Here is a 26,649-nt window from a genome sequence, read left to right as displayed (position 1 = left end):
AGTGATTATTTCAATTTATGTCACTTATGATGATATATATTTTTTAGGTCATAGCACTTACCCTTAAGTTGGGAGGTTATATATCTATGTCTGAACTAAAAAAACTGATCGGTGATAAAATCCGAATCATTCGTAATAATAAAAATCTGACTTTACATCAATTAAGCCAACTCACCGGACAGCAAGCCTCATATTTGACCGAAGTCGAACTTGGCAAAAGAAACCTCTCCATTGATTCACTGGAAAAAATTATGGAGGCTCTTAACATAAAACCGGGGGACCTTCTTGATTTCCGAGAAATCGAACCAGACTCCCAGGAATTTGAGACCAGATCTATCCTTGAGGTACACTACCAATACCTAACGAAGAAAAAATGCGAAGATGTAAAGATGATCCATAAGATAACACAGGAAATTTTCAAATCAATTGAGTCTTCTGCTAAATCTGAATAGTTATTTTAATCGATGTACACAAAAAAGAGCGATTCCCCTTTTTACGCGGGATTTCGCTCTTTGTTTCTTGGAGTTAAACCTTAAAAACACTATGCATTATGGAATGAATATTTCGATGTGATTAATAAGCTAACTATTTCGTATACAACGTGGCTCCCACTCATTATCCATATGGCTCTGCCGAGCCTTTATCCTATAACCCAATATAGCTATTACTGCCTTCGCCATTCAGGACTTGAACCCTAGGTATAGCTTACAAGATGGGCTTTTGATCTATTGCACTCTTTGAATAGGGCGATCAGGCAAAGAGTCAAATAATTTCAAGTATGTCATTCCTGCTTCATCCAACATTTTGTTTAATGTAGCAGTGTAGGTAGCACTGTCACTTGCATTATATGCATCAAACAATAAAGAGGATAGTCGATGGGCCAATGCTGAAATTTCTGAAGGTGTCCAAATGTGCATTTGTTCTCCAGGGCTAGCTGTTGGATGAGCAGGTATAATGGGTCCGACAATCATTAACTTATGGTTCCGGCCAGAGTTTGGGAATTCTTCTTTATACCATTCACTGTGATTTAAGGCTTGGCCTACATCTCTTTTCGAGTAAAAAGAAGTATCTTTCTTATCTTCTTTACTCTCAATTAATATGTCAATTTCTGTAGAACTCCAAAATATGTCCGGTCCACGCCCTCCTGTTTCTGAATCAGGTCTGTTTGATGCAAAGCCCAAGTATTTCCCCAACCATGATATAGCTTCTTCATATTGATTAGTCGTATTTTTTTCAGTATAAAGAGGAGAGAGACGATCCTGCATTTCACTAAATGATCCATAATTGAAGTCACCACGCGCACTGAGAACACTTGCGATTCTTTCTCCTTGTGAGTCGCCAAATATTACGGGAGGGGCGTAAGCAGTGACTGAATCAGAATTAATTCTGCCTAAGACTCGATAAGCATTAGAAGCCCTATTAAAGTATCTCTCGGCTGCAGAAGTATTGCCACCTAATAGGTAAGCATAACCTATCCAGTGTGCATGCCAGGCTGCAAGTGCTTTGTCTTGATTAAAGATAGAATCTAAATGTTGTTCTAAGGCTCGTGCAGCTTGTTGATACTCCCGATCCCATAAATGTTCTAAAAATTTCCGTTCAGCAAATGCAACTTGTATACCATGTTCTTCAAAATCACTCGTAGTATCTCCGGAAAGCTTTTCATTAGCAACAGAATGAGGTTGTATCCTTGCTGTGTGCACAGAAGTCCATCCAGGATCACGTGGGACAGCAACTACGGACACTACTAACTTGTGCAAATTTTGAAAGTCAGAGATACTCTTAGTGAGTTGTTCGCCAAGTTCCAATTGAGCACGAGCATATGGGGGAATTACTTGGCGATTGCTTCCTCTTGTGATCCAATCGCCAATGTCATCTCCAAGTAGAAAAACGACACCGTAATCATCATTTCCTCTTGAAATCCTGCCCATTGCTTGAATCAACCTAGAAGCAACTGTTCCTTGCAGAAATTTGTTATCCCCCAGATTGTTCCACAAGAACTTTTCCATATTACCAGTTCCAGATGGGAGGCCATCTATTACGAGAAATCTACATGTGTCTCCAGGGAAATCCATTCCTTCAAATCTAGCAGGGGCGACTAATATACCGTTCTTTGCTTTTTTGAATTCTTCAACTTTTTGTGTAAAATCATCTGATGAAAAAGTCATCTCATGCTCACGCCAACGTTTAGCTCTAGGCTCACTTTTGGGAATAATAAGTATCTTGGAGTATTTCGAAATAGCGATAATATAATTAAACATGCCTTCTTTAAGTTCAGGATTAACATATGGTGTCACAATAAGACGCTCTGATTCTCCTGCGCTTGTTTTAGGCTCGATACATGCATCGGGTAGGAAGCCAAAAGTACGAACAAATTCTGGTTTGTTTTGCATAGTTGCGGATAAGAATACTTTCGTTACTGATGAAGACATAAAAGGTAAAGTATTAACTGGTGGTAGGAATGGCGATATCTCAATTCCATCTGAACTTAGAAATGCTACACATAGATCCAAATTATTTCGTAAGTGTTCCCAAGCGAACATAGAGACCTTTTTAGTAGTAACACCCTCGTTTGTGAGGGACTCAATAACGCGGCTTACGACTTGCCTCCAAACAAAAAGAGGAATAAAAAGAACACTTGGATCATCCTTAAAAGTAACCACCTGATCGAATTCAGGCCCTCTGTGTATAGACTCAAAATACTGTCTGACCTGCCCAACTAACGTTGCATAAGTCGTAGGAAATTCAGATTCAGGAATTTGAAGAGTGAAATTTTCTCTTACGATGTGAGAGGCAACATGGGCATCATCGAAAATTATCCCTTCAATATCTCTTCTAAAACGAGTATTCTTCCCATTGAATAAGGTTTGGTAATTAGTTAAGCATTGAATTTCGCCAGTATTAAATTCAAGCTCATTAACCATATTCCTATTAAAATACGTGGCTACGGAAAGTCCCAGTCTTTCTGCAGCTTGAGCCGTTTGAACAATAAGTTGATTTGAACCGCACAAGTAAAAAACTCTGTCTAAAGAACGATTAGTAATTGATTGCCCCTCTAAGAGCCCAATTACCGTTTTTCCTCCTCCAGTATTAAGAAGTACAACAACATGCTTTTTTCCTTGATCTAATATATGATGTAATTCCTCAAGTGCTAAGTACTGCCCTCGCCAGAGGTCATTAACCTTTCCTTTCGGTAAGTTATCATATATTTTTATTGGATGTTGTTCCCTAGGACCAGTTGTCTTGTTAAAAAATTGGCTAAAGTCAAAAGACAAGTCTCCACCCCGTTCTGTGACAATATTTTGTTATTATTTAATCCATTCTTCAGGAATGAGCTTATTATTGTCGCCGCGCCATTCACAAACTTCGTTGACGTTATGAATGTCGCCCCAAATACTGCTATCAGCATGTTCTAATACGATAACTTGAAATTTTGACTGAGATATCTTTAACGCTTCTGACATTGTTTCAAAGATTTTTTTAACAGCAATTCTATCTTCATCATTTTCAAGCTTAGGATCTAATTCTTGTTCATTTTCTCTGACTGCCATTTTTTTAGGGAAATAAACCTGGCTAGGTTGGTCATAAACAATGAATCCTGGTACTGGTGAATGGCCTTGCTGGTTGAAAAATAAATGAAATGCAAGTGTCACTGAGATGTGATAAGCAAGCCAATTCGAACCACTGCCTATTTCCCAAAGAAAATCGTCACGCCCATCTTGTCCACTGACAACAACAGTTAGGTTCTGATAATCAATTCGAATGGGATCATTTGGGCGTTCTGAATCAAGTAATGGTAAGAGTCTTATTGCATAGGCTCCAATTTTATTAATTGCTGAATTGACCCTTTGAATTACTGCACTTTCATTAACCTGTGCTCTTAAATTTGATAATGTTTCGTTGATGGCTTCTATCTCAAGAATTAATTCACTATCTGTGCCTAATGACTTAAATGTTTCGTTTGCATATTGTACTTGGCCAATAAATCTGGAGATATTCTCAACAGTATATTTTTCATGCGCGGCAGAATTTCTAATTTGGCTTTGTAATTTAATTCTTTTTTGTACTGCCGTAATCTGCTCTGATAATATACTGATTTCCGATTTTACATTATCGAATTCGCGCTCAAATGCTGCTGGGATTTTATTTGTAAATCCCGTTTCATCTTCAAGCTTAATTAAATTGGTGTAGAATTTATCAATTTGTTCCTTTGGATGTTCTTTAGTTTTTCCGAATAATGGACAAGTTTCATTGTCTTCTGTCAGGCTCTTTAACCATTTAGAAATATTTAAGCGTTCAACTTGAATTGTCAAAGATTCACGATACCCGTCCAGACTATTCATCAATTGTCGCATTTCGGTATAACGATTTTTCAAGGATGAGAGCTTTAGAGATAGCTCACTTTCCTCCTTCCTTAAGGCGACAATTTCTTGTGAGGAAGCTTCAATGTTGTTATTAAGAATGCTTGAATCCGATGCTCGTTTCTCTGATACTAATGTAAGGATTTCAATTTGTTCCTCAAACGAAAGGTCTTTTAATCCATTCAATTTAATAAGACCAAACTCTTGTGCTATTGCAAGCCAGCCATTTACTTCGGATTTCCATTTCTCGGATACCTCTTTGAGCTTTACTAGCTCTTTTTCTTTGCGCTTTAGTACTCTAGTAAGATTATTAATTTCTTGTCGCTTCGCAAGAATATCTGGGGTAACTGCACCAAGTATATATGGGAAAATATTTATAAGCTTTGTTCTATGCTCTGTAGTATCCGCTTTATAAAATAATGTGTTTGCATTTGCTACAATATTTTGAGGTTGAAAACAAAATGCCATTAAATCTCTAAAAGATGGTCTACCTAGGTAGTTACTCGAATTCTCAGCATCGATGTCTAAAAAAGTCAAAGATGACAATTCATCTAAAAATTTTTTAACTGAATCTCTATTAGTATTTTTTATAGGGGTATCAGGGACTTCAACTTCAATATCGGATGCGATGTACATATTATCGGTAGACTTCTGGAGCCCAGGCTCTTGTCTAGCTAGAAGCACTTGTTTTTGATTGACTTCAATGACGATACCAAACCAACTACAGGCATTTCTGATTGTATTAACAGGTATATAGCAAGAATCCGAGGCTAAACAATAATCGATTATAGGAATAATTGCAGATTTCCCAGTACGAGATGCACCAGTTATAATATTCACGGAATTAGTTTTAAACTCAATCTCCTTTGGCTTGAATTGAGGTTCTTTTGACCAAAGGATAAGTCTTTTTATTTGGAAATCCATTGTTTAAAACCTCACTTTTAGTATTTGAGATATTTCATGAAGAGTTAGTTGGGAACACCAAAATCCCAATTTTTCTGAAGCTTTTCCGAGTTTAACTATAGATTTGGGTTCTTGTTTTCGTTCAGTTGTTGTAAAAGGAAAAGCCAGCGCTTCCTCATAATCTAAAGCAATGAGGGAAGAGTAGAGAGCTATTTGGATCGACTGAAGTGATAGTTCTTTCATGTTGGATACACTTATATGAATATTTGATACAAGATCATTTTTAAGCACTTTTGTTGAAAGAAATTTGTTAGCAAAGGTTCGGAGGCCTGAAGGCTTATTAGTGGAAAACAACAATTCGGCCATATCTTCACGGCATATTACTGGTAAAACAATAAATAATAGGGGGAATGGGATTAACGTTTTATTATTACTATAGTAACCTCTTACAAAGTTCCATATAATAAATGCACCGAATACAGGGTTCTGAACGTTTTGAATTTCCTTATTTAAGTTGGACACTTAATCCACTCCCTGGCATGAAAATATCTTTATAATTTGGATGCCAGCCAATTTCTACATCATCAGATAAAGCGTGATAACATCCTGCAGTAAAAAAATCTGGCACATAAAGATGATCTATATTAATCGGTTCATTTTTACATTCAAGGTACAATAACTTTCCCAATTCTTCGGGGGAAAGATTTAGATGCTTATATTGAAGTGATAAAATTTTTCGTTGAGTACCCCATTTTTTCACTAGTGTTTCTTGATAGCTTGTCAGATTTCCATCACTGATATCCCCGCGCCTAGCCCAGATTGTTCGGTTAGTAGAGGCTCGGAGATAATCATTTATTGCTTCAATTTTCTCCGTATAATCGCATTCCACAACATCTAATTGTTCGACATATCTTCTTAATGCACTCATCTCATCCTGAACTTCCTGTTCGGTGGGTCTTGGAGCTAATTCTTTTAAGCTCTGCTTTTGGTTATATTCACGTCTGATCGCAATAAGTTCTGTTCTATATTCTTGATACGATAAACACATTGGTTGTTTATTTTCAACTAATTCAGATAACTTCTTATCAACCCATCCCAACATATACGTAAATAAGATATCTCCTAAATCTTCTTCTATCATTGCTTTTTCACAGAACGTTTCGTACAGAAGGGAAGTATGGTTTGTTTTTATGGTTTTCAAACAAAATTTTTGAATGATCTGACTTGCAAGTGATCTATTCTGAGGTTTAAAAAAATTTCTTATATATAATGCATACTCGTCTGAGAGCTCTTTTTCATCCCCTGTATCTTTATAAAACTCTTGTCTTGCAGCTTCCCAAGCTGCTTGTGCTTTCTCTAATGTAGCTGCATCGTTAAAGGAGTCCGCAATTGATCCTTTTCTATCTGCTGTTACAAAAAGGGTGAATTTTGTGTTGTGAACATCAAGTTCTTGATTTGTTACGGATAATAACCAATTATAAAGAGTTTTCCATAAATCCTTCGCGCGATTTGAAATAGGGTTGTTGTTTGAAAGAACACTTTTTAGCTGTATGGCATCTACAGATCCATCTGATTTTACAACAGCCACATCTTCGAGTACCTCTACACTTACTATATCGTTAGACGAACAGCTCTGAAGTTCATATAAAGCGTGTCGTACTTGTAACGAATAGGCGTATACTTTATCGGGAACATGTGTGTTGGCTAATTTAACTTCTTCTTTTAATTTTTCTTTATTTGTTTTGCCCACTGACTTCAACTCCTGGATTGGGGATGAAAAACACGATCAGTAGCAAGGTTAGTAATTATAGTCTAGTCAAATAGTAATGAAGCACCTTGCATTTCCTTATCATTATAATGTTAGCATTATATTCAAGTATCCTCAACCAAATTTCCCCATGAAAGTGACCTTTGGGTGACCTCAGGGTGACCTCAGGGTGACCTCAGGGTGACCTCAGGGTGACCTTTGGGTGACCTTTTGGATTGAACAAAAATAATCGCCTCACACTTCTGAATGAGTACTATTACGTGCAAAAATGATCGGAGTAGGAAAAAATATGTTTTTAAGAGTTCCTGAAAAGCTATTGCCACCACGAATGTTCAGTTTTAAAATCTTTTCCTTTCCCGTGTTCACGCTTCCCAAGAAACTCGTCTTCTCTAGCTATTATCGGATCATACCAATCGGCTTTCCTCTTTGCCCAATCGATCCATTTTAAATCATCCCCTTTGCCGGATGATTCCAAAGCTGCAACAAATGCTCTGATCTTGCACGCCATCTCGTAATCCTGAGCCAAATTTGTTAATGCAACTGTGCGCTCGACCTCAATCATATAACGTTCTCGGCGTTCTTCTCTCAATCTCTCTGCTTCTTCGCGTTTACGACGCTCTTCTTCGCGCGCTTCTCGCTCTTTTCGTATAATTTCGGATGCTTCATACATCTCGATCAGAAGAATTCCTAATTGGTCTTCCACAATGGAAGATTTGGTATCACGAAACCTTTTATTTTGAGTCTGATTTATATTGATGCACAGCTGCCCGTTAAACACATAATCATATTTGCGTAAATTCGGTTTCGAAGCCCAGGAGTACCGTTTTTTGTCCTCCTCATATTTTCGGATCTGATTTTCTTCTGACTTTGTTGTAACATGATCGACTTTGTCCTGCATTTCATATATCTCTAGGGATACCGACTCATTCCGAACAATAAATGTGAGAGAATCCGTCACTGAGCCTCCCAACTGTTCTATAGCATGAATAAGTGCCCCAAGGATTCGATAAACACGCGGAAGCGTCTCTTTCGAAATCACGCCCGCTAAAAATGGAGGACTGGACTTATACGAGCTGTAGTTTTGACGACTTCTTTGAGCCCCAACTTCTTTTTTATCGTTCTTATTCCAGTCACTTACAACGTTCTTATGTGCGGCAACTAAAGGGTGCGTCTTGGCCTTTTCATGCGGAATCTGTACCTGATTCGCTAAATCAAATACCTTGTTCCTTTCATCCTCGTCGAGGAATGCCAACTTAAACAAAAAGTTATTGTGTGCGCCTTCAGAATAAGATCGATTATCGAAATTTTTTTGGTTTTTTCTTGATTTGGATAGTGACAATGCGCCAATATCCAATCTTGCTTCCAAGACATCATCATTCTTAACGTTTTTCGGACCGGCACCAGCATTGTTTACCGCGTTTCCATCCTGCTGCGTGTCCTCAAGTATTGCTTCTGAAATGGTTGCCATACCCTTATCAATATTCTGTACTCTTACCCGCGGCGTTTTCGCATTCGCACGAGGAATAGCAACTTCATTTAAAGTGGAGTTTGGAAGAGGTGGTTTCGATACCGACTTTCCGAAATATAACTTCGTCCAATACCCTGAAGGAGGTACAGGCACATTTGCTTCTTTACAAAGCTTATATAATAGACCGTACGAAGTGCCATACTTCCTAGCAACGCCAGCAAGCGACAGCTCCCACACCTCGTTATAGATCTGCTCGCGAGACAGCATCTGAGATTGTTCCTCGACTATCTTTAAAACCTCCTTAATAATTTCAAATACCTATAGTTTTTGATCAGATTCATTTGCCACAGGAAATGGGTAGTACCAGCGAAGCTGACACCACCCGCAAAGTAGATGTAAATAATTTCAGAACACTACCCAGCCTATATAAACCGCAAGGCGCTGCCAGCTAACCCGGAAGCGCCTTCTTATTTTATGCCGTAACATGTTCGGCTAAATATGAGTTGCAACAGTTCGGCCCTTCATGGCTCAAGGCTTGATAGCACGTATCGCGGCGGACACCAGGTATTGTTCGACATTTGCGCCAGGAATCCAATCCTTGATGAACGTCCGGGATTCGTCTTTTGGCTCGATCTCAATATGGGTAAAACCGCTTTGCGCAAGCATGGCCTTCAGTTCGCCGATGGAGGGAGCTCCTGAAATACACCCTGAATAGATACGGTCGATATCCTGCTTGATTTCATCCGGAAAATCGGCCGTTGCCACGACATCCGATATGGCCAGTCGGCCGCCGTTACGCAGCACACGGAACGCCTCGTCAAAAACCTGCTGCTTCGACGGGGACAGATTAATTACACAGTTCGAAATGATCACGTCTACCGAGTGGTCCTGAACCGGTAGATGCTCGATCTCTCCCAGTCGAAATTCGGTATTGGTAAACCCGCTTTTGTTGGCATTTTCGCGGGCGCGGCTGATCATTTCCGGGGTCATATCCACACCAATGACGCGGCCGGAAGCGCCTACTTGACGGGAGGCAAGAAAGCAATCAAATCCGCCGCCGCTGCCCAGGTCCAACACGACTTCTCCCGGTTGCAAAGCGGCAATCGCTTGCGGATTGCCACAGCCGAGGCCAAGGTTCGCCCCATCCGGAACGGCTGTCAGTTCTTCTGACGAGTAGCCCATTTTAGCGGAAACATCCGCGGCCGAACCACAGCAATCATTGGCTGGCGCTGGCGTACAACAGGACCCCGCCCCTACGTCCTGTAAGGCGATTTCTTTATACCGATTCCGAACGTTTTGACGAATTTGATCATTACTCACTTGATTCATGAAAGATCACTCCTTAGTTTTTTATAAAATCAACAGCAGCTCGTAGTGCAGCAAGCCGTTGGTGTTGCACGAATGATTTGCCGTCTGCTGAAGAATCGGCCCGATTGCTTTTGCATGGCGTCTGACCATTTCCACGCTTCTCTAGCGGATCGTTCGATCTCCATTTGGCGTTGTCTCATGAGCATTTCCGCAGCAAACCAATTAAGGTTCATGTCGGTCCTATCCTCCTATCAAAAAAATATGTTACGTTCACCTTCAAGGAGCCATCCTATAGCGACGAGACTGCGGCGCAGTAATATGCTGCACATAAGCTGAAGCGCTCCGGCTGATCACCTCGTCTTCGGCAGAGACAACGCCATACTGGACAAAATGAGGAAGAAATTACATTCCGGTCAAATTCGCCGTCGCTTGGAGGGGTCTAGTTAGTTCGCTGATCGTGTAGTGGTTGTATCCCCCCACCCGGTACGAATGCTCCGGTCCGCCAATCGATATGGCCAAAATAAGCTCCTTGCCTTGCAGCGCTTTTCCTCCTGGTCCGTATGCCCAGCCATACGTAAACACTTCCTCCATCCATTTTTTCAAAAGAGGCGGCGTGCTGTACCAGTAAAACGGGAACTGAAAGACGATCCTGTCATGGGAATGCAAAAGCGACTGTTCCTTTTGACGTCAATATGCTCATCAGGATATTGCGCGTACAGATCATGGATCGTCACGTCCGGCACGCTTTCCAGCTCCTGCTTCCACCTACGGTTCACACGCGAATGGTTCAACTGAGGGTGAGCAATCAATACAAGTACGTTCATGTCATTCACTTCTTTCATTACGAAAAATCGTATTCTGTAAGGCTACATGAGCATTCAATGTTTAAAATGATGCAAAAGCTTTTTCACAACAAACTGCGCGTCCGGCCCCACCCCCCTTAAGGTCGCAGAAGCAAAGGAACGCTGCCCTTCCAGCCCCACATAATAAAGCCCTGGAACGTCGCTTATGCCTGCTTGATGTAACGGCCTTCCTTCCGCATCCAGCGCGCCAATCGCTTGAAGGTAGGGAAGATGCGGCCGGTAGCCTGTCGCAAAGATCACCGTTTGCACCGGCTCTATTGTCCCGTTCGGCCAAATGACGCCATCCTCATAAAAGGATGTAAACATCGGTTGTTGATCCGGTTTCCCTGCCGCTACTTTCTCTTTGTACCGGCCCGAATCGCTCACCGCACTTGAACTCGGCGCTGTTTTTCCGAATCGCCAAAATGGAAAGGTGTCAAACCCAATCAGCCTCACCCAAAAATGCACATCCTGGCCCCAAACCTTCTGTTTCACGAACTGAACCGGCCGGAGTACCGCTAAAGACGTATGACTTACTTCGGCCAGCTCAACTCCGATCTGTACGGCAGAATTCCCGCGCCCGACCACCACCACGCGTTGATTGATAAATGGCTCCGGATTTCGGTATTCGGAGGAATGAAGGATGTGGCCTTGAAACAACTCCTGCCCCGGCAAAACTGGCGTATAGGGATTGTGAAATGAGCCGGTCGCATTAATAATGGTGCGCGCCCGAAACGTATCCCCTGCCATCGTGCGGACTGTAAACCCTTCTCCATCCCTTTCGACCGATGCTACGCGTTGATTGGTTCGGACCGGCAATTGAAACTTTGCCCGGTAATCCTGTAAATAACGAATAACTTCATCTCGCTTGGGATAACCATTCGGATCGCTGGGGAACTTCATGCCCGGCATCGACGAAAAGCGTGCCGGAGAGAACAGTTTGAGACTATCGTAATAACGCGGCCACGAACCGCCCGCCTCGTCGCTCGCGTCCAAAATCAGAAACCGAAGTCCTTTCTTCTGTAGATGATAGCCGGTAGCAAGACCCGCCTGCCCCCCTCCAATGACAATCGTATCCAATACCTCATTCATACCAACATCCTCCGATTTAATTGCAAATTGCAAGTATTAGAAAAAAGAAATCACCCGATGGGGGTGGAACAGCAAAGGCTGGATTTCGACATCGCTTCATTCAAAAGCTTAATGGAGCGAATGACGGTTTCTTTTTCAAAATCGTTCATGTGAGAGAAAACTTCAGCTAAATAAGCGTTCATTTGCTGGTCAATCGTCGTGGCCACGTATTTCCCTTCTGTCGTGAGCGAAAGCACATACACCCTGCGGTCGTCCGGATCGGGCGTTTTTTTCACCAAATTCATTTTGATTAACGATTGGACTTGTCGGCTAAAGGTCGTAATATCGGTCCCTAACGCCTCGGCTACCTGCTGAATGGACGGTTTATGCTGACGGTCGATTTCGTAAAGAATATGGCTTTGCACTAAGGAAATATCGCAGCCACCGGCTGAACAGCAATGTTTATTGAGAAACCCAAAACGGCGTGTCATGATTTGAAATAGTTCGCGAACATTTTCCACTGTGGTTCACCTCATGACATAGTTATACAATATTTATTTGCAAATTGCAAATGTTTCAATCACAAAAAAGAAAAACCACTCGGCAGAGTGGTCTCCTGGTTGCTTATTTGCCGGGATATAATTTGTGCAACGATTCTCTCTGGGAGGGTTTAATATCAATGATGTTGCGAATGCTCTTCGCCTTGGCCTCGGCTTCGTCAAGCGTATCGCTTAATCCCAAAGCAAGTAAGGTGCCCGCGGCTACCGTACCGGTCCGTCCCTTTCCTCCGCCACAATGAAAAGCAACTTTCTTGTTTTGATAAAAAGCTTCGGTGATGGCCTTGATCGCTTGCTCAAAGGCTTTTTCTTGCGGTCCGGCAGAGTTATCCGCTAACGGAATTTGAATCCATTTCACATTGGCCGCTGGATAGGCGCACTCCTTCGCTTCGCCGCGCAGATCCACGATCACATCGATACCTTCATTTTTCACCATCGATTCCACGTCCGTTGCCGCGCCCATAAAGATTTTATCCCGAATTAAAGCATGGTAGTTTTTTTCAGACGACATAACTATACTCCTTTTTTAAACGATCCAAACTCAATCGGAACCGGGGCCGCTGGCGGCGCGCAGCACAAGGACAAATCCCTGGCTTCTCCGGCTGATTCGAATTCGGAATCTTCTTTGGTATAGAAAATCTCCCAAGCGTTGCCGTCCGGATCATACACCCAAACTTTATCCTGTACCGCATAGCAGCATGTGGTATTCATCTCGTCAATCAGCAGCAGTCCGCTTTGACGAAGCCTCTCCCCCATGGCCAGCACTTCTTCCGTATTATTCACTTGAAATCCCAAGTGATTCAGTACACCCTTTTGTTCAAAGGGACGTACATTGAGCGAAAAATGAAGCGCCGGTTCTTCTAACTCAAATTTGGCGTAATTCTCTTTGATTTTACTTGGCTCTGTCCCGAAAAAAGCGCGATAAAAATCAAGAGCCTTGTTTAAATCGGTACAATTTAAAGCGACATGCATTCGTTTGATCATAGCGGCCACCTCATTTCCCTTCTTTGACGAACTGTTCAATGCGGCTCTTAATCGAATCGCGAACACTGCGGAACTGGTTCATGATTTCGTCTTCCGTTCCGGTTGCTTTTGCCGGATCATCAAAACCCCAATGCCATTTCGTAACGTTCTTGTTGGAGATCACAGGGCAATGCTCGTCGGCATGGCCGCACAGGGTAATGACATAATCGGCGCGATTCAAAATGTCCGGATCGATCACATCGGAGGTGTTTTTGCTAATATCTACGCCAGCTTCTCGCATGACTTGCACCGCACGCGGATTCAGTCCGTGTGCTTCAAGACCTGCGCTTTTGACTTCATATTTGTCGCCGCCTAGCGCGTTTAAAAACCCGTCCGCGATTTGGCTTCTGCAAGAATTTCCGGTGCACAAAAAATAAATGAGCGGTTTTTTCTCCATGGTGAACAATCTCCTTTTGATTTCAATTCGTTAATCGCCTTGATGAACTTTTTTCGCTTGTTTACTTCCCATCAAAGACTTCATGATCATTGCAACCACTACAAGGACGACTACAATCACCGCAATACATAACCATACATTCACCTGAAACGTCTGGAGAAGATAAAGCCATACATAAAGACCGGTGAGCGTAATGAACAACGTGGGAACGGTTAATAGAATGCCGACTTTAAAATAATAGCCCCATCTGATTTTCACGTTTTTTGTGGATAGGACATGCAGCCAAAGCAGCGTGGCCAGGGAGCCGATTGGCGTAATTTTCGGCCCTAAGTCGGAACCGATCACATTCGCATAGATTAGCGCCTCACGAATGAAGCCATCGGTTTGTGTGCCTTGGATGGCCAGCGCATCAATCATGACCGTGGGCATGTTGTTCATAATGGACGACAGGATGGCTGCAATAAAGCCCATACCTACGGTAGCCACAAATAACCCTTTGTCTGCGACCGCTTGAATGACGTTGCCTAGTGCATCCGTAAGTCCGGCATTGCGCAAGCCATAAACGACCACATACATGCCGATAGAGAAGATCACGACAGCCCAGGGAGCGCCTTTTACCAGTTTCCAGGTATGAATCGCAGGGCTTTTTCTCGCCGCGAATAAAAAGGCAATCGCTGCAACCCCGGCAATAATGGATACAGGGATCGAGAAAAATTCGCTAATGAAATAAGCAACAAGCAGCGCGGCTAAAATGACCCAAGATAACTTAAACAGCCGCATATCCTTGATGGCTTCCTTCGGCTTTTTCAGTTGCTTGAGATTGTAGCTGTTCGGGATGCTTTTCCGGAAATACAGATACAGTACAATGAGACTCGCAAGGACGGAAAAGAAATTCGGAACAATCATGCGGCTTGCGTATTCGGCAAAACCGATGTTGAAATAATCCGCAGATACGATGTTCACCAAGTTGCTGACGACAAGCGGCAAGGAAGCCGTATCCGCAATGAACCCACTGGCCATAATAAACGGCAGTATCATCTTTTCATCAAACTTAAGTGCCCGGACCATGGCAAGCACAATCGGTGTAATAATCAAGGCCCCACCATCGTTGGCAAACAGCGCGGCAACCGCCGATCCCAGCAGGATGATAAATACAAACATGAGTAGACCGTTTCCGCGTGCCAGCCGCGCCATATGCAACGCAGCCCACTCAAAAAATCCAATTTCATCCAGCACCAGTGAGATTAAAATAATAGCCACAAACGCCAAAGTGGCATTCCACACGATGCCGGTTACGGTGCCGACGTCCGCGAAGCTGACCACGCCAAATAATAAAGCAAGGATCGCTCCGGCACTTGCCGACCAGCCGATATTTAATCCTTTCGGTTGCCAGATGACGAAAAGCAACGTTACCAAGAAAATGAAAATCGCTACATAAACCATATGCGTCCTCCTGAACTACGTACAGCAATCATTAGTTTCGCAAACGGCAGGCTCAATCAGCGCCGCTTGCGAAGGAACTTCCTTTAGAATATCCAAAATATAAGACTTGTCTTCCAGGCAGAGCGAATAATACACCCATTGCCCCCTGCGCGACTCTTTGACCAAGCCCCCGTCCCGCAGCTTGCGCATATGCTGACTAATATTGGGCTGGCTTGTTTTCAAAATGTCCACAATCTCGCACACGCACAGTTCCTTCACCTGTAGCAAGGCTACGATGGTGAGCCTGTTCCGATCCCCCAATAGCTTCAAGGCATCCGCTACTTCTTCTAGTTTGCTCAACTGCTTCACTCCTTTTAAGCGACGGGAATGTTCATCCCTTTTAGCAACCCGATCACTTTCTCCCGAATCTCGTCACGCGCTCTCTTCACGTCTTCCAGGCTGCCGCCGTCTTCGCCCAGCGGATCAGTGATGTTCCACTCAACGTTCATGATCTTGAACGGCACGATGGGACACCGCTCCACAACTTGTTCGCACAGCTTGACGATAGCATTCGACGATAGAAACATCTTCATATCAATTTTTTTGCAAACATGCTGGGAAAGATCGATGCCTACCTCGCGCATGGCTTCAATGGTGTAAGGATGCAATTCATCGGATGGATTTAATCCGGCGCTCTCCACCACCACATGATCCCCGCCATAAAACTTGGCAAAAGCTTCAGCCATCTGACTTCGGCACCGATTTTGCCCGCAAAGGAAATAAATCCGATTGACATCCCGTTTCATTCTCCCACACTCCCTACCCGCTGTAAATAGCTATATAATTATTTGCTTATTTATATATGATCATATACGCCAATTGTTAACGCAGTATCAACGTTGAAAAAAAAGCCGCTACCGTGAGTGAGCTGCCGATTATTATTTCCGGGCCAAAAAAATTTTCGGTGAATATTTTAGATACGCTTGAGAGATAATCAAATATACATTTGAATAATCGAAAAGTTTGTTGTATGATAACAATCAAATAATCGTTTGATTGTAGGGGTGAGAATATGAACGGTATGAAAGAAAAAGACTCATGTGAAATTTATTGTTATGACGAACCTAAAGTCCGAAAGGTACAACATGCACTTGAAGGACAAAATATTCAAGGCATGATAAAAATGTTTAAGGTTTTAGCTGACGAAACAAGAATGAAAATCGCTTTTGCCCTTTGCGAAGAAGATGAACTATGTGTTTGCGATGTGGCTAACATCATCGGTTCTTCATTGGCAACAGCTTCACATCATCTTCGCAACTTAAAGCAGCTTGGCCTAGCCAAATACCGCAAGGATGGTAAATTAGTTTTTTACTCGCTAGAAGACGACCATGTTCGTCAATTGGTACAGCTAGCTTCTACTCATTCGCGGGAGTTGATCACCAATGGAAAATAAAATTGAAAACACCGAAGATAAAAACGTCTACAGAATTCAAGGCTTTACCTGTACGAATTGCGCAGGCATTTTCGAGAAAAATGTAAAAGGTTTGCCTGGCGTTAAAGATGCACAAGTCAATTTTGGAGCATCCAAGATTACCGTTTATGGAAGTACCACAGTAGAGGATTTAGAAAAGGCTGGAGCTTTTGAAAGCCTGAAAGTTACACCTGAAAAACAACGGACGATTGAAAAGAAAAAGCCATTTTGGCAAGAGCATTGGAACGTATTGGTTTCTGCCGTATTGCTTGCGGCAGGTTATTTTCTAGGTGAGGGAAGTATCTTATCCGCAGTCATTTTTGCAGCTTCTATTCTCATTGGTGGTTACGATCTATTCAAAAAAGGGATTAAGAATCTCTTCCGGCTTCAGCTCGATATGAACACCCTTATGACGGTGGCCATCATCGGTGCCGCGGCGATCGGCAAATGGGGCGAAGGCGCGACGGTTGTTATCCTGTTTGCAATTAGTGAAGTTTTGGAACGTTACTCTATGGAGAAAGCGCGTCAATCCATTCGTTCCCTGATGGATATTGCACCGAAGGAAGCTCTAATTCGACGCGGTTCCGAAGAAATTGCGGTAAGTGTTGAGGATATACAGGTTGGCGACGTCATGATTGTAAAGCCAGGTCAAAAACTTGCAATGGATGGCGTGGTTATTAAAGGGACATCAACCATTAATCAAGCCGCGATAACCGGCGAATCGGTTCCCGTAACGAAAACAATTGATGATGAAGTTTTCGCAGGCACATTAAACGAAGAAGGATTGCTTGAAGTCAAAGTAACGAAGCACGTCGAGGATACAACCATTTCCAAAATTATTAACCTGGTTGAAGAAGCACAAGCCGAACGTGCACCTTCGCAAGCGTTCGTTGACCGATTTGCGAAATACTATACGCCAGCGATTATGATTTTGGCATTAGGTATTGCCGTTGTGCCCCCTCTGTTCGTCGGCGCTGATTGGGGCGATTGGGTATATCGGGGATTAGCGTTACTTGTCGTCGGCTGTCCTTGCGCATTGGTCATTTCGACACCTGTTTCGATTGTTACTGCTATCGGAAACGCGGCGAAAAATGGCGTCCTTATCAAAGGCGGCATTCATCTTGAAGAAGCTGGGCGCCTTGCCGCAATTGCATTCGATAAAACGGGTACGCTGACGAAGGGATTCCCGGAAGTAACAAATGTCGATACTTTCGGAACGAAAGACGAAAAAGAATTGCTTGCTATCGCGGCAGTTATCGAAAAAGGTTCTCAACACCCACTTGCTTCCGCGATTGTTCGTAAAGCAGAATACCTCGGAGCCGACTTATCACTAGCCGTTGAGGATTTCCAATCCATAACCGGGAAAGGCGTTAAAGCAAAGGTAAACGGGGAATTGTATTACGTCGGTAGTCCGAAACTCTTTGCAGAACTTCACTCCGATATGAAAGTTGAAACGAATCAACGTATCGAAGCTCTACAAAAACAAGGGAAAACGGTTATGGTCTTGGGAACGGAACAACAAGTTCTTGCCTTAATAGCCGTAGCCGATGAAGTGCGCGATTCCAGTAAAGACGTTATTAAGCAATTACACGAAATTGGCATCAAGAAAACGATTATGCTTACGGGTGATAATCAAGCAACCGCCGAAGCAATCGGGCGGCGATTAAATGTTACAGACGTTAAAGCCGACCTCATGCCGCAAGATAAATTAGACTACATCAAGCAGCTTCGTAAAGACTATGGCAATGTCGCAATGATTGGCGACGGCGTAAACGACGCGCCCGCGCTTGCAGCTTCAACGGTTGGTATCGCTATGGGCGGGGCTGGTACGGATACTGCCCTCGAAACCGCCGACATTGCGCTGATGGCTGACGATTTAAGCAAACTGCCCTATACCATTCGTTTAAGCCGGAAAACCCTTGCGATAATAAAGCAAAACATCACGTTCTCTCTCGGGATTAAACTTGTCGCCTTGGCTTTAATTGTCCCTGGATGGTTGACGTTATGGTTGGCTATTTTTGCTGACATGGGGGCTACGCTTATTGTTACGTTAAATAGCCTTCGTCTGTTAAAGGTTAAGAGAAATCCGGGTAAAATGACCAAAGCATGAAAGAAGTGAAAAGGATCGTTTTTTTTCGGTCAAGTCAAAAAACCGGCTAAGGAGTGCATTATACATGGATTGTTGCGCATCATCCAACAACAGGGAAACAGCCAAAACCGGCAGATGTCCTTCCTGCGGTGAGAACGGTAAAGGTTTATCTATCATTACACTAAAGTCTTTGCTTATAGCTTCTTCTTTGGAAACCATCGAGCCAGATAACACTTATTTTTTCTGTCCAAACTCTTCATGTAATACCGTTTATTTCAGTGGTACTCATTTGCAAACATTTAAAGAGGACGCCCTGAAAGTACCCGTCTTCCAAAAAAACTCCAGCATGCATGTGCCAGTTTGCTATTGCTTTAATTGGACCAGAGATCGCCTTTTTCAAGCATATAGCGATAATCTGCAGCCTATCGAACATATTAAAGAGCACGTCCAGTCGAATCGCTGTGGCTGCGAAGTAAACAACCCTCAAGGGGCCTGTTGCTTGGGCAACGTTACCGCGTATTTACGAAGTTTGAACGAACGAAAAGTGGAAGAAATATAATTATTCTCATCTATTTTGGGGGTGGTTCAGCTCCGCTGATACTACCCCTACTACTTAAATTTGCTAAATGGAGCAGCCGTTGCTACAAAAGTTACAAAACAACAGCAAAAGCGCCTCTTATCGAGATGCGCTAAAGGGCACCTATTCGCGGCTTTTCTGTTCATTTTGTTTCTCCTCGTTTTGAAATATCTCCATAGCGCAAATGCTCCAGCAAACCCAAACGATAAGGACGATTAGATACAACATTTCATCCACGAAAAGGTAGGTACTCCTTATTTCACGTCATTGTTGACTTTTCTCATTCGTAAATACTCATCATCATTAATTTCGCCTCTGACGTATCGTTCTTTCAGCATCATCAAGGGACGATCTACAACACGGCTCTTCATCATCAGTAATCGAGCAACAACGTAAACGGTTGCTCCAACAATCAGTATAAAAATGATCGCCCCGATGTACATCATAATGCACATCATGACCATCATCGAAGGATCCATCATCATGCCATCCATCATTGTGAACACCTCTCTTTTGTGTACTGTTACAATCGTCCAAATGCATAGAATAGCACCGGGATACAAGTCCCCCCTCTTTGATTCATCAAAAGTAGGCTTCAACTGTCTCCAACAGCCGAAGCCTACCCATCGATAAAAACAGCCCATCTCCCAGAACTCTGGAGATAGGCTGTCATTGCAGCTAGCTCGCCATAGCCCGGCAAGCTTTTGCACAAGAAAAACAGGCGTCGGCACAACGCTGACAGTGCTCTTCTTCATGCTTTTTGCACTCAGTCCCGCATGCTTCGCAAACGTCGGCGCAAATCCGGCAAAGCTCCTTCGCATAGGAAGTGTTATGAGACATCGCTTGCGCAGCAAAAGCACAAAGGTCGGCGCACTCCCGGTCTAGCCGGATACATTCTTTCATCATCGCTAGGTGCTCTTCATTCAAGCAAGCGTCGTAACAGTGATTACATGCAAGCATACACTTTATGCACTCATCAATGCAATGTTGAAATTGCTCGTGTGACATGGGTTTTACCCTCCATTCCAAATGATGTACTTGTTATGTTTTACCCAAACGAGCTGATTTGATACACTACAAACGGGTTTTTCTTAAAGCCAGTCTTACCGCTATATAAACGGCAACACCTATGATGGCGGCCATGAATAACGCACAAAACAGCATCATGACCCATGGCCATCCATAATTGCCCATCATCCCCATCATCGTTGGACACCTGCTTTCGTTTAGGAACTTGCGATCGGCTGCATCATCAATGCTTCATGCCCGGCATATTCGACATATTGCCTCCCTCGGTTGTACCCTCACTTGGTTTAGGCGATGGTTCCGTCTTCGTATTGCCGCCGCCATGGCCGCCGTGACCTTCTCCGGTCTCCGATACGATCTCCAGCATAGAATCGATCTCCCCTTGTGCCGCGGCTGTCAACGAATCCTCACTACCCGTTAACCAAGCATGATTGTATGGCCCTTCCGTTGGTTCCTTTTTATATTTCGGTTGAACCGACATGACATAGGTCATCACCGTATCCGGCAGCTTGTCTTTGTCCGTCCAGAGAAGCGGTGCATGTTTGCCTAAATGCGAGAATGGGGCCGCCGCAAGTGCCAAGGCTGCGGAATCTTTATTGACGAACGAAAAGTTATGTCCCGGTGTTGTGATTCCCCAGCCAAAACCGGTTGCCGAATCTTTATACTTCGCGAAGGCAACGGCATTCGCATATGGATCGTTGCCCGCAATACGAACCACTTTCCCGAACTGACCCAATTGTTCTTGAACTTTGGCCGAAATAATCGATTCTGGCCCGAGCAAATAAATATTGGCTTTTCCGCCCCTTGTCTTCAAAGCATCCACGGTTTCTTGCGGAACCTCATCCTTTTTAACATAAAGCAGCGGCTCCGGCATATGAGCAATCCAATTCACCGCTGGCATCGTATATTCTTCGCTGTCCATAGAACCAATGATGACCGAAGGCGGATTTTCCTTCGCGACAGCGGTATAATAAGCATCTACGGCTTTGGCTACGGCCGCCGGGTTGCCCCCTGCAATCTTGTCCGTCTTGTAGCCAAGCGCTTTTACCTGTTCCTCTACCTTGGGATCAAGATCCCCGACCAATATAACCTGGGTTCCTTTATTCGTTTCCGTCCCTATCGGTTTTAGTCTTTTCAATTCGTTAAGCGTTACATCCGGTACATTATCTTTATTGACAAACAGAACTGGACCATTATTCGGGTGATGAATCAAATCTGCACTAACGAGAGTCGTTTGCCAATCTTTCGGGTTCGCCAGAATTATGCCTCCGGGACGGTTCGCATCACTGGTTGCCATCCACAGCGTTTTCGAAACAAGCACAGCAGCTTCCGCTGGGTCACTTGTGTTGATGCGCGTCGTGTTTTTTGAGGCAATCCACGGCATAGATACCGCACTAGTCGGGCTTTGTTCCGAACCGGTTTGCTGGCCCATGTTGTTCATATCGTGTGGAGTGGAAGAATTGGATTTGTTAAAGCATCCGGTCAGGGCCAATGCTGTAGCCGCCGAAATGATACCAACTTTCAAGCCTTTTTTCATGCTTAAAAACCTCCTATTTTCGGTTGATAGTTTTGCCTTTCTCTGCAATTTGTATCCATGTAGCGCCGCGATCGGTAGAAAGATAGACATCTTTTGGTTCCGTTGCGATGGCCAGCTCTTTCGGGTTCGCCGGATTCTGGACAACATAGGTGATCGTATCCTTGCTTGGCGTCTGAATCGCCAGCGATTGTTTGCTCTCTATATTGATTTCAAGCAGTGAAGCATTAGGGCCGGAGGTAGCTGCAAGTACACCGGAATCCGTGAAAGTCAGGGCCGAAACCGGTTGTTCCGGAACCAATGGGGTAAACCTTTGACCGTAATCCCTCGTTAGATAGGCGCCTGTTGTCGTGCCGACAGCAGCGATCGATGCATCAGAAGAGTGAGCTGCGATTGCTGTCATCTGCCCTTGGAGGCCGGTTGCAGGATTGTTTGTCCAGGTTTTCCCTTCATCCTTGCTATAAAACAGCCCTGCCTGTTTCATTTTGGAGTTAGGTTCCGGGTTCGCCACGTATAGCGTATGCGAACGATATCCGGCTGTCATACCGTGTAGATCGACCTCTCCCTCAAGAGCAAGAACCGAGATGGTCTTTCCGTCATTCGAGCTTTTCACAAGGCCTAATGGATTTTTATACTTCGAGCCCGGTGCTGGATGGCCGCTGCTGTAAAATCCGTCATCGACCGTGGTGAACCCCATATAATCGTGCTTCTCCCCCGGACCTTCACTCCATGAACCGTCTGCATATACCTGTAGTCCGTTGTGAACGGGAATGAAAAGCCGTTTTCCGTCTGCGGAGTAACCAAGGCCATGTAGGTGCATAAAAGTGGTATTCGCAATGGAATTCGGCCCTTGCTCTGCCTTTGTCGAGCATGCCGTGGTCCCAATCAAGAGTACTGCAGCTAGTGCAAGCATCGTTATCTTTTTCAAAAAAATTACCTCCATGTCTAAAAAGAGACCTGAATCCAGTGTCCCCATGTATGTCCAAACCATTCATTAAAATGCAAGTCATATACAGTGTAATCGATACTTTTGAAGATTCGATGTAGAGCGCTCTACTGTCTTTTGGGAAGCCGGATTGTAAAGGCGGCACCTTCCCGGTTCTCGGCCGAAATTTCTCCGCCGAGGGCTGCAACCAACTCCTTGACGATGGTTAACCCCAGGCCGCTGCCCCCGGTCTTCCGATTGCGGGACTTATCCGCCCGGTAAAATCGCTCGAACACATAGGGCAAGTCCTCCTGTGGGATTCCCGTTCCCGTGTCTTGAACTCGGATCCAAACATGTCCGCTGTCTTCACTCCCCTCAATTCGCACTTCTCCGTATTCAGGAGTAAATTTCAGCGCGTTGCTAAGCAGATTCACAAGCACCTGAATCATGCGATCATGATCGACAAAAACATGAATATGAGGACTTACGGAACACCGTAGATGAACGTTTTTTTCACGATAGGCAGCAGCAACCAGTTCTTCGCCTCTCTCGATGATGGCCGCCAATGATTCTTCTTTTCGTTTCAATTGAAAACCGGGCGACTCCACATGCGTCAGGTCTTCCAACTCAGCCACTAGCTGCGTCAATCGTTCGATTTCTTCGTAGCAGGAATGGATACGCTCCGGCGTAGGCTCCCAAATCCCGTCTTCCAGAGCGCGCATATGGCTTTTGAGCGTAGCCAAAGGGGTTCTTAGCTCATGCGCGATGTCTTCGGTCATCGTGACGCGCAGTTGCTCATGCTGCTGCAGCTGCTTCGCCAGTGTATTTAGCGATGCGCCCAAGTCTGCAAGCTCATCTTTCCCTTGAATGTCCACTCTCGTACTCCATTCCCCGTCCGTCATGCGTTCCGCGACTCGCGTCATATGCACGAGAGGAGCCGAAATTCGTTTGGCCACATAAAAACCGAGAAATACGGCAAGTACAATCGCAACTAAACACGTCCAGATAATCGTTTGCATCAACGCTTGTTCCAAATGATAATTCAGTTCGGGTAATTCGTGCGTCATACCGGCTTGAGCTTGATACAAGGAGAAATGATAGTGTGTCGTCAAAATGACGCTAATGGTTGAAATCAGGACAATGCCAGCAGCAATCCCGATAATAATCAGAGCCAAACGGGTATGCAGACGCTTATTCATGTTGTTCCTCCTGCAAACCGATAGCCGGTTCCATACACCGTCACAATATATTTGGGGGACTTGGGGTCGCCCTCTATTTTTTGCCGGATATTTTTTACATGCTGATCGATCGTTCGGCTATCACCGTCAAAATCATAGCCAAGCACACGTTCCACAAGCTCGTCTCGTGAAAAGTGACGCTGCGGATGCTTGGCCAGGACAAGCAGCAGCTTATATTCATTCGGGGTCAGGCTCACCGGTTGGCCGTCACGGAATACTTGCTGCTTTAACGAATCAATGATAAGTTCCCCTTGATTAAAGGCCAGGCGATCCGCAAGCAAATGATACTCGTCCGTACGCCGAAGGATCGCCCGAACCCGCGCCACTACTTCGCGTGGGTCAAAGGGCTTGATCAAGTAATCATCGGCCCCCATGGATAACCCCTTAATCCGATTGTTCTCGGAAATCTTGGCGGTAAGCATCAAAATCGGAACAGAATGGATTTGACGAATCGCTTGGCAAACTTGCTCGCCCTCCATATCCGGAAGCATAAGGTCCAGGATGACGAAATCAATCGATTCGTTTTGCACGCGCCGAATGGCCTCGCTGCCCGTTTCGGCTTCAACGGTCTGAAAACCGTCTTTTTTCAAGTAGGATATAACCACATCCCGAATTTTCGATTCATCATCGACAACCAATATCGTTTTCATGACCATCCTCCGCGAATAACGCCTCTATGTATCACTTTACCCATGACTTATGTAGAACTGATGTAGATGCAAAGACGCCATGCAGAAACAACAAAAGGGCGACCCGAATCAGCCCCGAATCAGTCCCCTTTTCCTCTATAGTATTCATCAGCGGGCTCTTTTTTATAAAGGGGTTCCATCCAGCGAAGCCATCCTCGATAGCCTGCGTATACAACCACCAGAAAGAACATGTAAATGAACAGCGTCCGTAGCATAACGGGCCAGTTTGAATCCAACTGACTCCCCATGACGGCAAATACAATCATAACCGGTACTTTCCCGACCGCAGTGGCCATAATAAAACTTCCAAAGGACATTCGGAAGAGAGACGCACCGATATTGACGATTACCGCGGGGACAAATGGTAGCAGGCGAGCCAATATGACCGCAAAGAACGCATTACGCTCCAGTAGGAAGATAAACCGTTCTGTTCCTTTCACCAAAGACATGAGCTGACGGCCTCGTTCCTGAAAAATCAACCGAACCGCCCAAAAGGTCAAGGCTGCCGCAGCGGTTGAACTGGCCACATTGATCAAACTGCCCCAGACCGGCCCATACGCGGCCCCGATGATTCCGGCTACAATCCCAAAAGGAACGACCGGAATCATCGCAAGAAGGATGGCAGCCCCGATCATCCAAGGAAGACGCTCCACGCCTCCAAGAGAGAGCCATGAAAGCAGAGATTCCTTGAAGATCATGACGGCGGCAATCACGGCCCCATAAAGAAGAATAACCAATCCTTTTTTAATCATTATCCATTCCGTTCTCCAAAGGAAAGCTGCGCAAGCCCATTTATTTGATCCCCACAACTAGGAGCGATTCCGAAGGCCCTTCAAATCCTGCCGGCCCTTCGAATGTCTGCAGCGTACGAATTATTTCCATATGCATCTGCTTGCGTTCTTCCTCACTGAGCCGTTTAATGATCTCACCCAGCGGACCGGCGGATACGTCTTCTCGCCCACGACGGCTAAACTCCACAGCCGAAGCATAGCGGTGAATATGCGTGACAGCCTGTACCGTTACATCCCGGAAGCCCACTCTCTGAAAGGCTTCTGCCAGTAAGTCGGGGTTACCAAGTGAGAACACGCCTGGTTTTTTGCCGCCTTCCATAATGGGGATGCCTGCATATCGTGAAATGATAGTCATCGGCAGGGACAAGGTCGGGTTCTTATCCGGACTCGACCATACGAGTGCCGCGAATTTACCGCCCGTCTTCAACACCTCTCGGATACCCGTTAAGGCTTGCTCCAGCTGCGGAACAAACATCAAACCGTGACGGGATATAGCCGCATCAAAGATGTCTGTCGGCAAATCTACATGTTGGGCATCCATGACATGCGTTTGAATATTAGTGAGCGACTCTTGTTTCGCGATCTCGGCAAGGACCTGGAGCATGGTTGCCGAGATATCGGTAGCCACAACATTTCCCGCCGGACCGATCATCCGGGCGGCCTTGAACGTCTGGTCCCCCGTCCCCGCCGCTATGTCCAGAAGCTGCGTTCCTTCCCTAACGCCAGCTTCCCGCAGCATAAGCTCTGTTGCTTCCCCAAGAAGCCTTTCTCGATCAGCTCTGCTTCGATTCCAAGCCGCTACTTGCTCTGCGGTTTCCCATGATTTTGATGTTTCTTCATTTTGATCGGACGCCATGATAGCCCCTCCCCTTATGAATGCTCCGAACGTTCGGTTGAAGGCAATTGCGCGAGACTTCTATCAGTTCTTAGCCTACAAGGAGTTTGCTTATTTCATTCAAGTTCTCTGCAAAACCGACAAACACCTTATCCCGGATGACGATGGTCGGTACGACCTGCTTTCCTGTCAGCTCCAGAACTTCTTTCGCATATTCGATATTTTCTTCGCAATTGTAGTCAACATAGGGAACTTGATGCTCATTGAAATAACGCTTGGCAAAGTGGCAGTCGCTGCAGGTCGGGATCGAGTAAATTTTGATTGGTTCTTTCGGATCGATTTTCGGCATGGCAGTTC

At 44.6% G+C, this 26,649-nt stretch carries 27 protein-coding genes and 1 pseudogene; 4 read left to right on the top strand and 24 right to left on the bottom strand.

Annotated features, from left to right (window positions below; translation table 11 throughout):
* Positions 1–86: 86 nt before the first annotated feature.
* Positions 87–452: a helix-turn-helix domain-containing protein gene (locus CIC07_RS03015; protein ID WP_076360149.1), complete on the top strand. Its 366-nt coding sequence runs from the start codon at positions 87–89 to the stop codon at positions 450–452.
* Between the two features lie 273 nt (positions 453–725).
* Here the strand turns inward: CIC07_RS03015 and CIC07_RS03010 are convergent, their stop codons facing one another.
* The 15 genes and pseudogenes from CIC07_RS03010 to CIC07_RS02940 all read right to left on the bottom strand — a co-directional run bounded on the left by CIC07_RS03010 (position 726) and on the right by CIC07_RS02940 (position 15,923).
* On the bottom strand, positions 726–3,272 hold the full coding sequence (locus CIC07_RS03010; protein WP_076360147.1) for a helicase C-terminal domain-containing protein: 2,547 nt from the start codon (positions 3,270–3,272) through the stop codon (positions 726–728).
* A 33-nt stretch (positions 3,273–3,305) separates the two neighbouring features.
* Positions 3,306–5,282: a DUF3732 domain-containing protein gene (locus CIC07_RS03005; RefSeq protein ID WP_076360145.1), complete on the bottom strand. Its 1,977-nt coding sequence runs from the start codon at positions 5,280–5,282 to the stop codon at positions 3,306–3,308.
* Positions 5,283–5,285: 3 nt separating this feature from the next.
* Positions 5,286–5,783 (bottom strand): three component ABC system middle component, encoded by a 498-nt coding sequence (locus CIC07_RS03000; protein ID WP_076360143.1) that lies wholly within the window; start codon positions 5,781–5,783, stop codon positions 5,286–5,288.
* A complete protein-coding gene (locus CIC07_RS02995) occupies positions 5,767–7,011 on the bottom strand; it encodes an ABC-three component system protein (RefSeq protein ID WP_076360141.1) in 1,245 nt (414 codons plus the stop codon). The genes CIC07_RS03000 and CIC07_RS02995 overlap by 17 nt, the downstream gene beginning before the upstream one ends.
* 331 nt (positions 7,012–7,342) lie before the next feature.
* On the bottom strand, positions 7,343–8,764 hold the full coding sequence (locus CIC07_RS02990; RefSeq protein ID WP_083688734.1) for a hypothetical protein: 1,422 nt from the start codon (positions 8,762–8,764) through the stop codon (positions 7,343–7,345).
* Between the two features lie 261 nt (positions 8,765–9,025).
* Positions 9,026–9,826: an arsenite methyltransferase gene (locus CIC07_RS02985; RefSeq protein ID WP_076360137.1), complete on the bottom strand. Its 801-nt coding sequence runs from the start codon at positions 9,824–9,826 to the stop codon at positions 9,026–9,028.
* 381 nt (positions 9,827–10,207) lie between these two features.
* Positions 10,208–10,629: pseudogene (locus CIC07_RS02980) on the bottom strand (NAD(P)H-dependent oxidoreductase).
* A gap of 54 nt (positions 10,630–10,683) precedes the next feature.
* Positions 10,684–11,739: a flavin-containing monooxygenase gene (locus CIC07_RS02975; protein ID WP_076360135.1), complete on the bottom strand. Its 1,056-nt coding sequence runs from the start codon at positions 11,737–11,739 to the stop codon at positions 10,684–10,686.
* A gap of 50 nt (positions 11,740–11,789) precedes the next feature.
* Positions 11,790–12,239, bottom strand: a complete 450-nt coding sequence (locus CIC07_RS02970; RefSeq protein WP_076360133.1) for a MarR family winged helix-turn-helix transcriptional regulator — start codon at positions 12,237–12,239, stop codon at positions 11,790–11,792.
* Positions 12,240–12,342: 103 nt separating this feature from the next.
* Positions 12,343–12,786: a protein-tyrosine phosphatase family protein gene (locus CIC07_RS02965; protein ID WP_076360131.1), complete on the bottom strand. Its 444-nt coding sequence runs from the start codon at positions 12,784–12,786 to the stop codon at positions 12,343–12,345.
* A gap of 2 nt (positions 12,787–12,788) precedes the next feature.
* Positions 12,789–13,259 carry an ArsI/CadI family heavy metal resistance metalloenzyme gene (locus tag CIC07_RS02960; RefSeq protein ID WP_076360181.1) on the bottom strand — a complete coding sequence of 157 codons (471 nt, stop codon included), beginning with the start codon at positions 13,257–13,259 and terminating at the stop codon, positions 12,789–12,791.
* Between the two features lie 10 nt (positions 13,260–13,269).
* Complete coding sequence (gene arsC / locus CIC07_RS02955) at positions 13,270–13,695, bottom strand: arsenate reductase (thioredoxin) (RefSeq protein ID WP_076360129.1); 426 nt, start codon at positions 13,693–13,695, stop codon at positions 13,270–13,272.
* Between the two features lie 30 nt (positions 13,696–13,725).
* Positions 13,726–15,138: an arsenic transporter gene (locus CIC07_RS02950; protein ID WP_076360127.1), complete on the bottom strand. Its 1,413-nt coding sequence runs from the start codon at positions 15,136–15,138 to the stop codon at positions 13,726–13,728.
* A 15-nt stretch (positions 15,139–15,153) separates the two neighbouring features.
* Positions 15,154–15,477 (bottom strand): ArsR/SmtB family transcription factor, encoded by a 324-nt coding sequence (locus CIC07_RS02945; protein ID WP_076360125.1) that lies wholly within the window; start codon positions 15,475–15,477, stop codon positions 15,154–15,156.
* A 14-nt stretch (positions 15,478–15,491) separates the two neighbouring features.
* Positions 15,492–15,923 carry an arsenate reductase ArsC gene (locus CIC07_RS02940; RefSeq protein WP_076360123.1) on the bottom strand — a complete coding sequence of 144 codons (432 nt, stop codon included), beginning with the start codon at positions 15,921–15,923 and terminating at the stop codon, positions 15,492–15,494.
* Between the two features lie 275 nt (positions 15,924–16,198).
* Here CIC07_RS02940 and CIC07_RS02935 point away from each other — a divergent pair, with 275 nt between their 5' ends.
* The 3 genes from CIC07_RS02935 to CIC07_RS02925 all read left to right on the top strand — a co-directional run bounded on the left by CIC07_RS02935 (position 16,199) and on the right by CIC07_RS02925 (position 19,236).
* On the top strand, positions 16,199–16,570 hold the full coding sequence (locus CIC07_RS02935; protein ID WP_076360179.1) for an ArsR/SmtB family transcription factor: 372 nt from the start codon (positions 16,199–16,201) through the stop codon (positions 16,568–16,570).
* On the top strand, positions 16,560–18,698 hold the full coding sequence (locus CIC07_RS02930) for a heavy metal translocating P-type ATPase (protein ID WP_076360121.1): 2,139 nt from the start codon (positions 16,560–16,562) through the stop codon (positions 18,696–18,698). Before CIC07_RS02935 ends, CIC07_RS02930 begins: the two co-directional genes overlap by 11 nt.
* Positions 18,699–18,762: 64 nt before the next feature.
* Positions 18,763–19,236 carry a putative iron-sulfur cluster-binding metallochaperone gene (locus tag CIC07_RS02925; protein WP_076360119.1) on the top strand — a complete coding sequence of 158 codons (474 nt, stop codon included), beginning with the start codon at positions 18,763–18,765 and terminating at the stop codon, positions 19,234–19,236.
* Between the two features lie 272 nt (positions 19,237–19,508).
* Here the strand turns inward: CIC07_RS02925 and CIC07_RS25300 are convergent, their stop codons facing one another.
* The 9 genes from CIC07_RS25300 to CIC07_RS02880 form a co-directional block, all read right to left on the bottom strand.
* Positions 19,509–20,009, bottom strand: coding sequence for an SHOCT domain-containing protein (locus tag CIC07_RS25300; protein WP_234993119.1), 501 nt, complete (start codon positions 20,007–20,009; stop codon positions 19,509–19,511).
* The gene (locus tag CIC07_RS02915) at positions 19,933–20,262 is read right to left on the bottom strand and encodes a four-helix bundle copper-binding protein (protein ID WP_076360115.1); all 330 of its coding nucleotides are present in this window, start codon (positions 20,260–20,262) and stop codon (positions 19,933–19,935) included. Before CIC07_RS02915 ends, CIC07_RS25300 begins: the two co-directional genes overlap by 77 nt.
* 244 nt (positions 20,263–20,506) lie before the next feature.
* On the bottom strand, positions 20,507–21,817 hold the full coding sequence (locus tag CIC07_RS02910; RefSeq protein ID WP_121234951.1) for a cell wall-binding repeat-containing protein: 1,311 nt from the start codon (positions 21,815–21,817) through the stop codon (positions 20,507–20,509).
* Between the two features lie 13 nt (positions 21,818–21,830).
* Positions 21,831–22,742 (bottom strand): F510_1955 family glycosylhydrolase, encoded by a 912-nt coding sequence (locus CIC07_RS02905; protein WP_121234950.1) that lies wholly within the window; start codon positions 22,740–22,742, stop codon positions 21,831–21,833.
* A 125-nt stretch (positions 22,743–22,867) separates the two neighbouring features.
* Positions 22,868–23,938 carry a sensor histidine kinase gene (locus CIC07_RS02900; protein WP_076360111.1) on the bottom strand — a complete coding sequence of 357 codons (1,071 nt, stop codon included), beginning with the start codon at positions 23,936–23,938 and terminating at the stop codon, positions 22,868–22,870.
* Positions 23,935–24,627 (bottom strand): response regulator transcription factor, encoded by a 693-nt coding sequence (locus CIC07_RS02895; protein WP_076360109.1) that lies wholly within the window; start codon positions 24,625–24,627, stop codon positions 23,935–23,937. Before CIC07_RS02895 ends, CIC07_RS02900 begins: the two co-directional genes overlap by 4 nt.
* A gap of 119 nt (positions 24,628–24,746) precedes the next feature.
* Positions 24,747–25,418 (bottom strand): TVP38/TMEM64 family protein, encoded by a 672-nt coding sequence (locus CIC07_RS02890; RefSeq protein WP_076360107.1) that lies wholly within the window; start codon positions 25,416–25,418, stop codon positions 24,747–24,749.
* A 40-nt stretch (positions 25,419–25,458) separates the two neighbouring features.
* Positions 25,459–26,313, bottom strand: a complete 855-nt coding sequence (locus tag CIC07_RS02885) for a class I SAM-dependent methyltransferase (RefSeq protein WP_076360105.1) — start codon at positions 26,311–26,313, stop codon at positions 25,459–25,461.
* 70 nt (positions 26,314–26,383) lie between these two features.
* Positions 26,384–26,641 carry a glutaredoxin family protein gene (locus CIC07_RS02880; protein WP_076360103.1) on the bottom strand — a complete coding sequence of 86 codons (258 nt, stop codon included), beginning with the start codon at positions 26,639–26,641 and terminating at the stop codon, positions 26,384–26,386.
* Positions 26,642–26,649 lie beyond the last annotated feature (8 nt).

The sequence above is a fragment of the Paenibacillus sp. RUD330 genome, from assembly GCF_002243345.2.
Lineage (GTDB): Bacteria > Bacillota > Bacilli > Paenibacillales > Paenibacillaceae > Paenibacillus_O.
The sequence above is the reverse complement of the archived record's forward strand: the minus strand, read 5'-3'. Positions and strand labels throughout refer to the sequence as shown.

Excerpts from the sequence above, each read along its gene's own strand:
- CIC07_RS03015 (WP_076360149.1), top strand. The coding sequence starts at position 87 with ATGTCTGAACTAAAAAAACTGATCGGTGATAAAATCCGAATCATTCGT.
- CIC07_RS03005 (WP_076360145.1), bottom strand. The coding sequence starts at position 5,282 with ATGGATTTCCAAATAAAAAGACTTATCCTTTGGTCAAAAGAACCTCAA.
- CIC07_RS02990 (WP_083688734.1), bottom strand. The coding sequence starts at position 8,764 with ATGCTGTCTCGCGAGCAGATCTATAACGAGGTGTGGGAGCTGTCGCTT.
- CIC07_RS02985 (WP_076360137.1), bottom strand. The coding sequence starts at position 9,826 with ATGAATCAAGTGAGTAATGATCAAATTCGTCAAAACGTTCGGAATCGG.
- CIC07_RS02975 (WP_076360135.1), bottom strand. The coding sequence starts at position 11,739 with ATGAATGAGGTATTGGATACGATTGTCATTGGAGGGGGGCAGGCGGGT.
- CIC07_RS02965 (WP_076360131.1), bottom strand. The coding sequence starts at position 12,786 with ATGTCGTCTGAAAAAAACTACCATGCTTTAATTCGGGATAAAATCTTT.
- CIC07_RS02960 (WP_076360181.1), bottom strand. The coding sequence starts at position 13,259 with ATGATCAAACGAATGCATGTCGCTTTAAATTGTACCGATTTAAACAAG.
- arsC (WP_076360129.1), bottom strand. The coding sequence starts at position 13,695 with ATGGAGAAAAAACCGCTCATTTATTTTTTGTGCACCGGAAATTCTTGC.
- CIC07_RS02950 (WP_076360127.1), bottom strand. The coding sequence starts at position 15,138 with ATGGTTTATGTAGCGATTTTCATTTTCTTGGTAACGTTGCTTTTCGTC.
- CIC07_RS02940 (WP_076360123.1), bottom strand. The coding sequence starts at position 15,923 with ATGAAACGGGATGTCAATCGGATTTATTTCCTTTGCGGGCAAAATCGG.
- CIC07_RS02935 (WP_076360179.1), top strand. The coding sequence starts at position 16,199 with ATGAAAGAAAAAGACTCATGTGAAATTTATTGTTATGACGAACCTAAA.
- CIC07_RS02930 (WP_076360121.1), top strand. The coding sequence starts at position 16,560 with ATGGAAAATAAAATTGAAAACACCGAAGATAAAAACGTCTACAGAATT.
- CIC07_RS02925 (WP_076360119.1), top strand. The coding sequence starts at position 18,763 with ATGGATTGTTGCGCATCATCCAACAACAGGGAAACAGCCAAAACCGGC.
- CIC07_RS25300 (WP_234993119.1), bottom strand. The coding sequence starts at position 20,009 with ATGAAGAAGAGCACTGTCAGCGTTGTGCCGACGCCTGTTTTTCTTGTG.
- CIC07_RS02915 (WP_076360115.1), bottom strand. The coding sequence starts at position 20,262 with ATGTCACACGAGCAATTTCAACATTGCATTGATGAGTGCATAAAGTGT.
- CIC07_RS02910 (WP_121234951.1), bottom strand. The coding sequence starts at position 21,817 with ATGAAAAAAGGCTTGAAAGTTGGTATCATTTCGGCGGCTACAGCATTG.
- CIC07_RS02900 (WP_076360111.1), bottom strand. The coding sequence starts at position 23,938 with ATGAATAAGCGTCTGCATACCCGTTTGGCTCTGATTATTATCGGGATT.
- CIC07_RS02895 (WP_076360109.1), bottom strand. The coding sequence starts at position 24,627 with ATGAAAACGATATTGGTTGTCGATGATGAATCGAAAATTCGGGATGTG.
- CIC07_RS02890 (WP_076360107.1), bottom strand. The coding sequence starts at position 25,418 with ATGATTAAAAAAGGATTGGTTATTCTTCTTTATGGGGCCGTGATTGCC.
- CIC07_RS02885 (WP_076360105.1), bottom strand. The coding sequence starts at position 26,313 with ATGGCGTCCGATCAAAATGAAGAAACATCAAAATCATGGGAAACCGCA.
- CIC07_RS02880 (WP_076360103.1), bottom strand. The coding sequence starts at position 26,641 with ATGCCGAAAATCGATCCGAAAGAACCAATCAAAATTTACTCGATCCCG.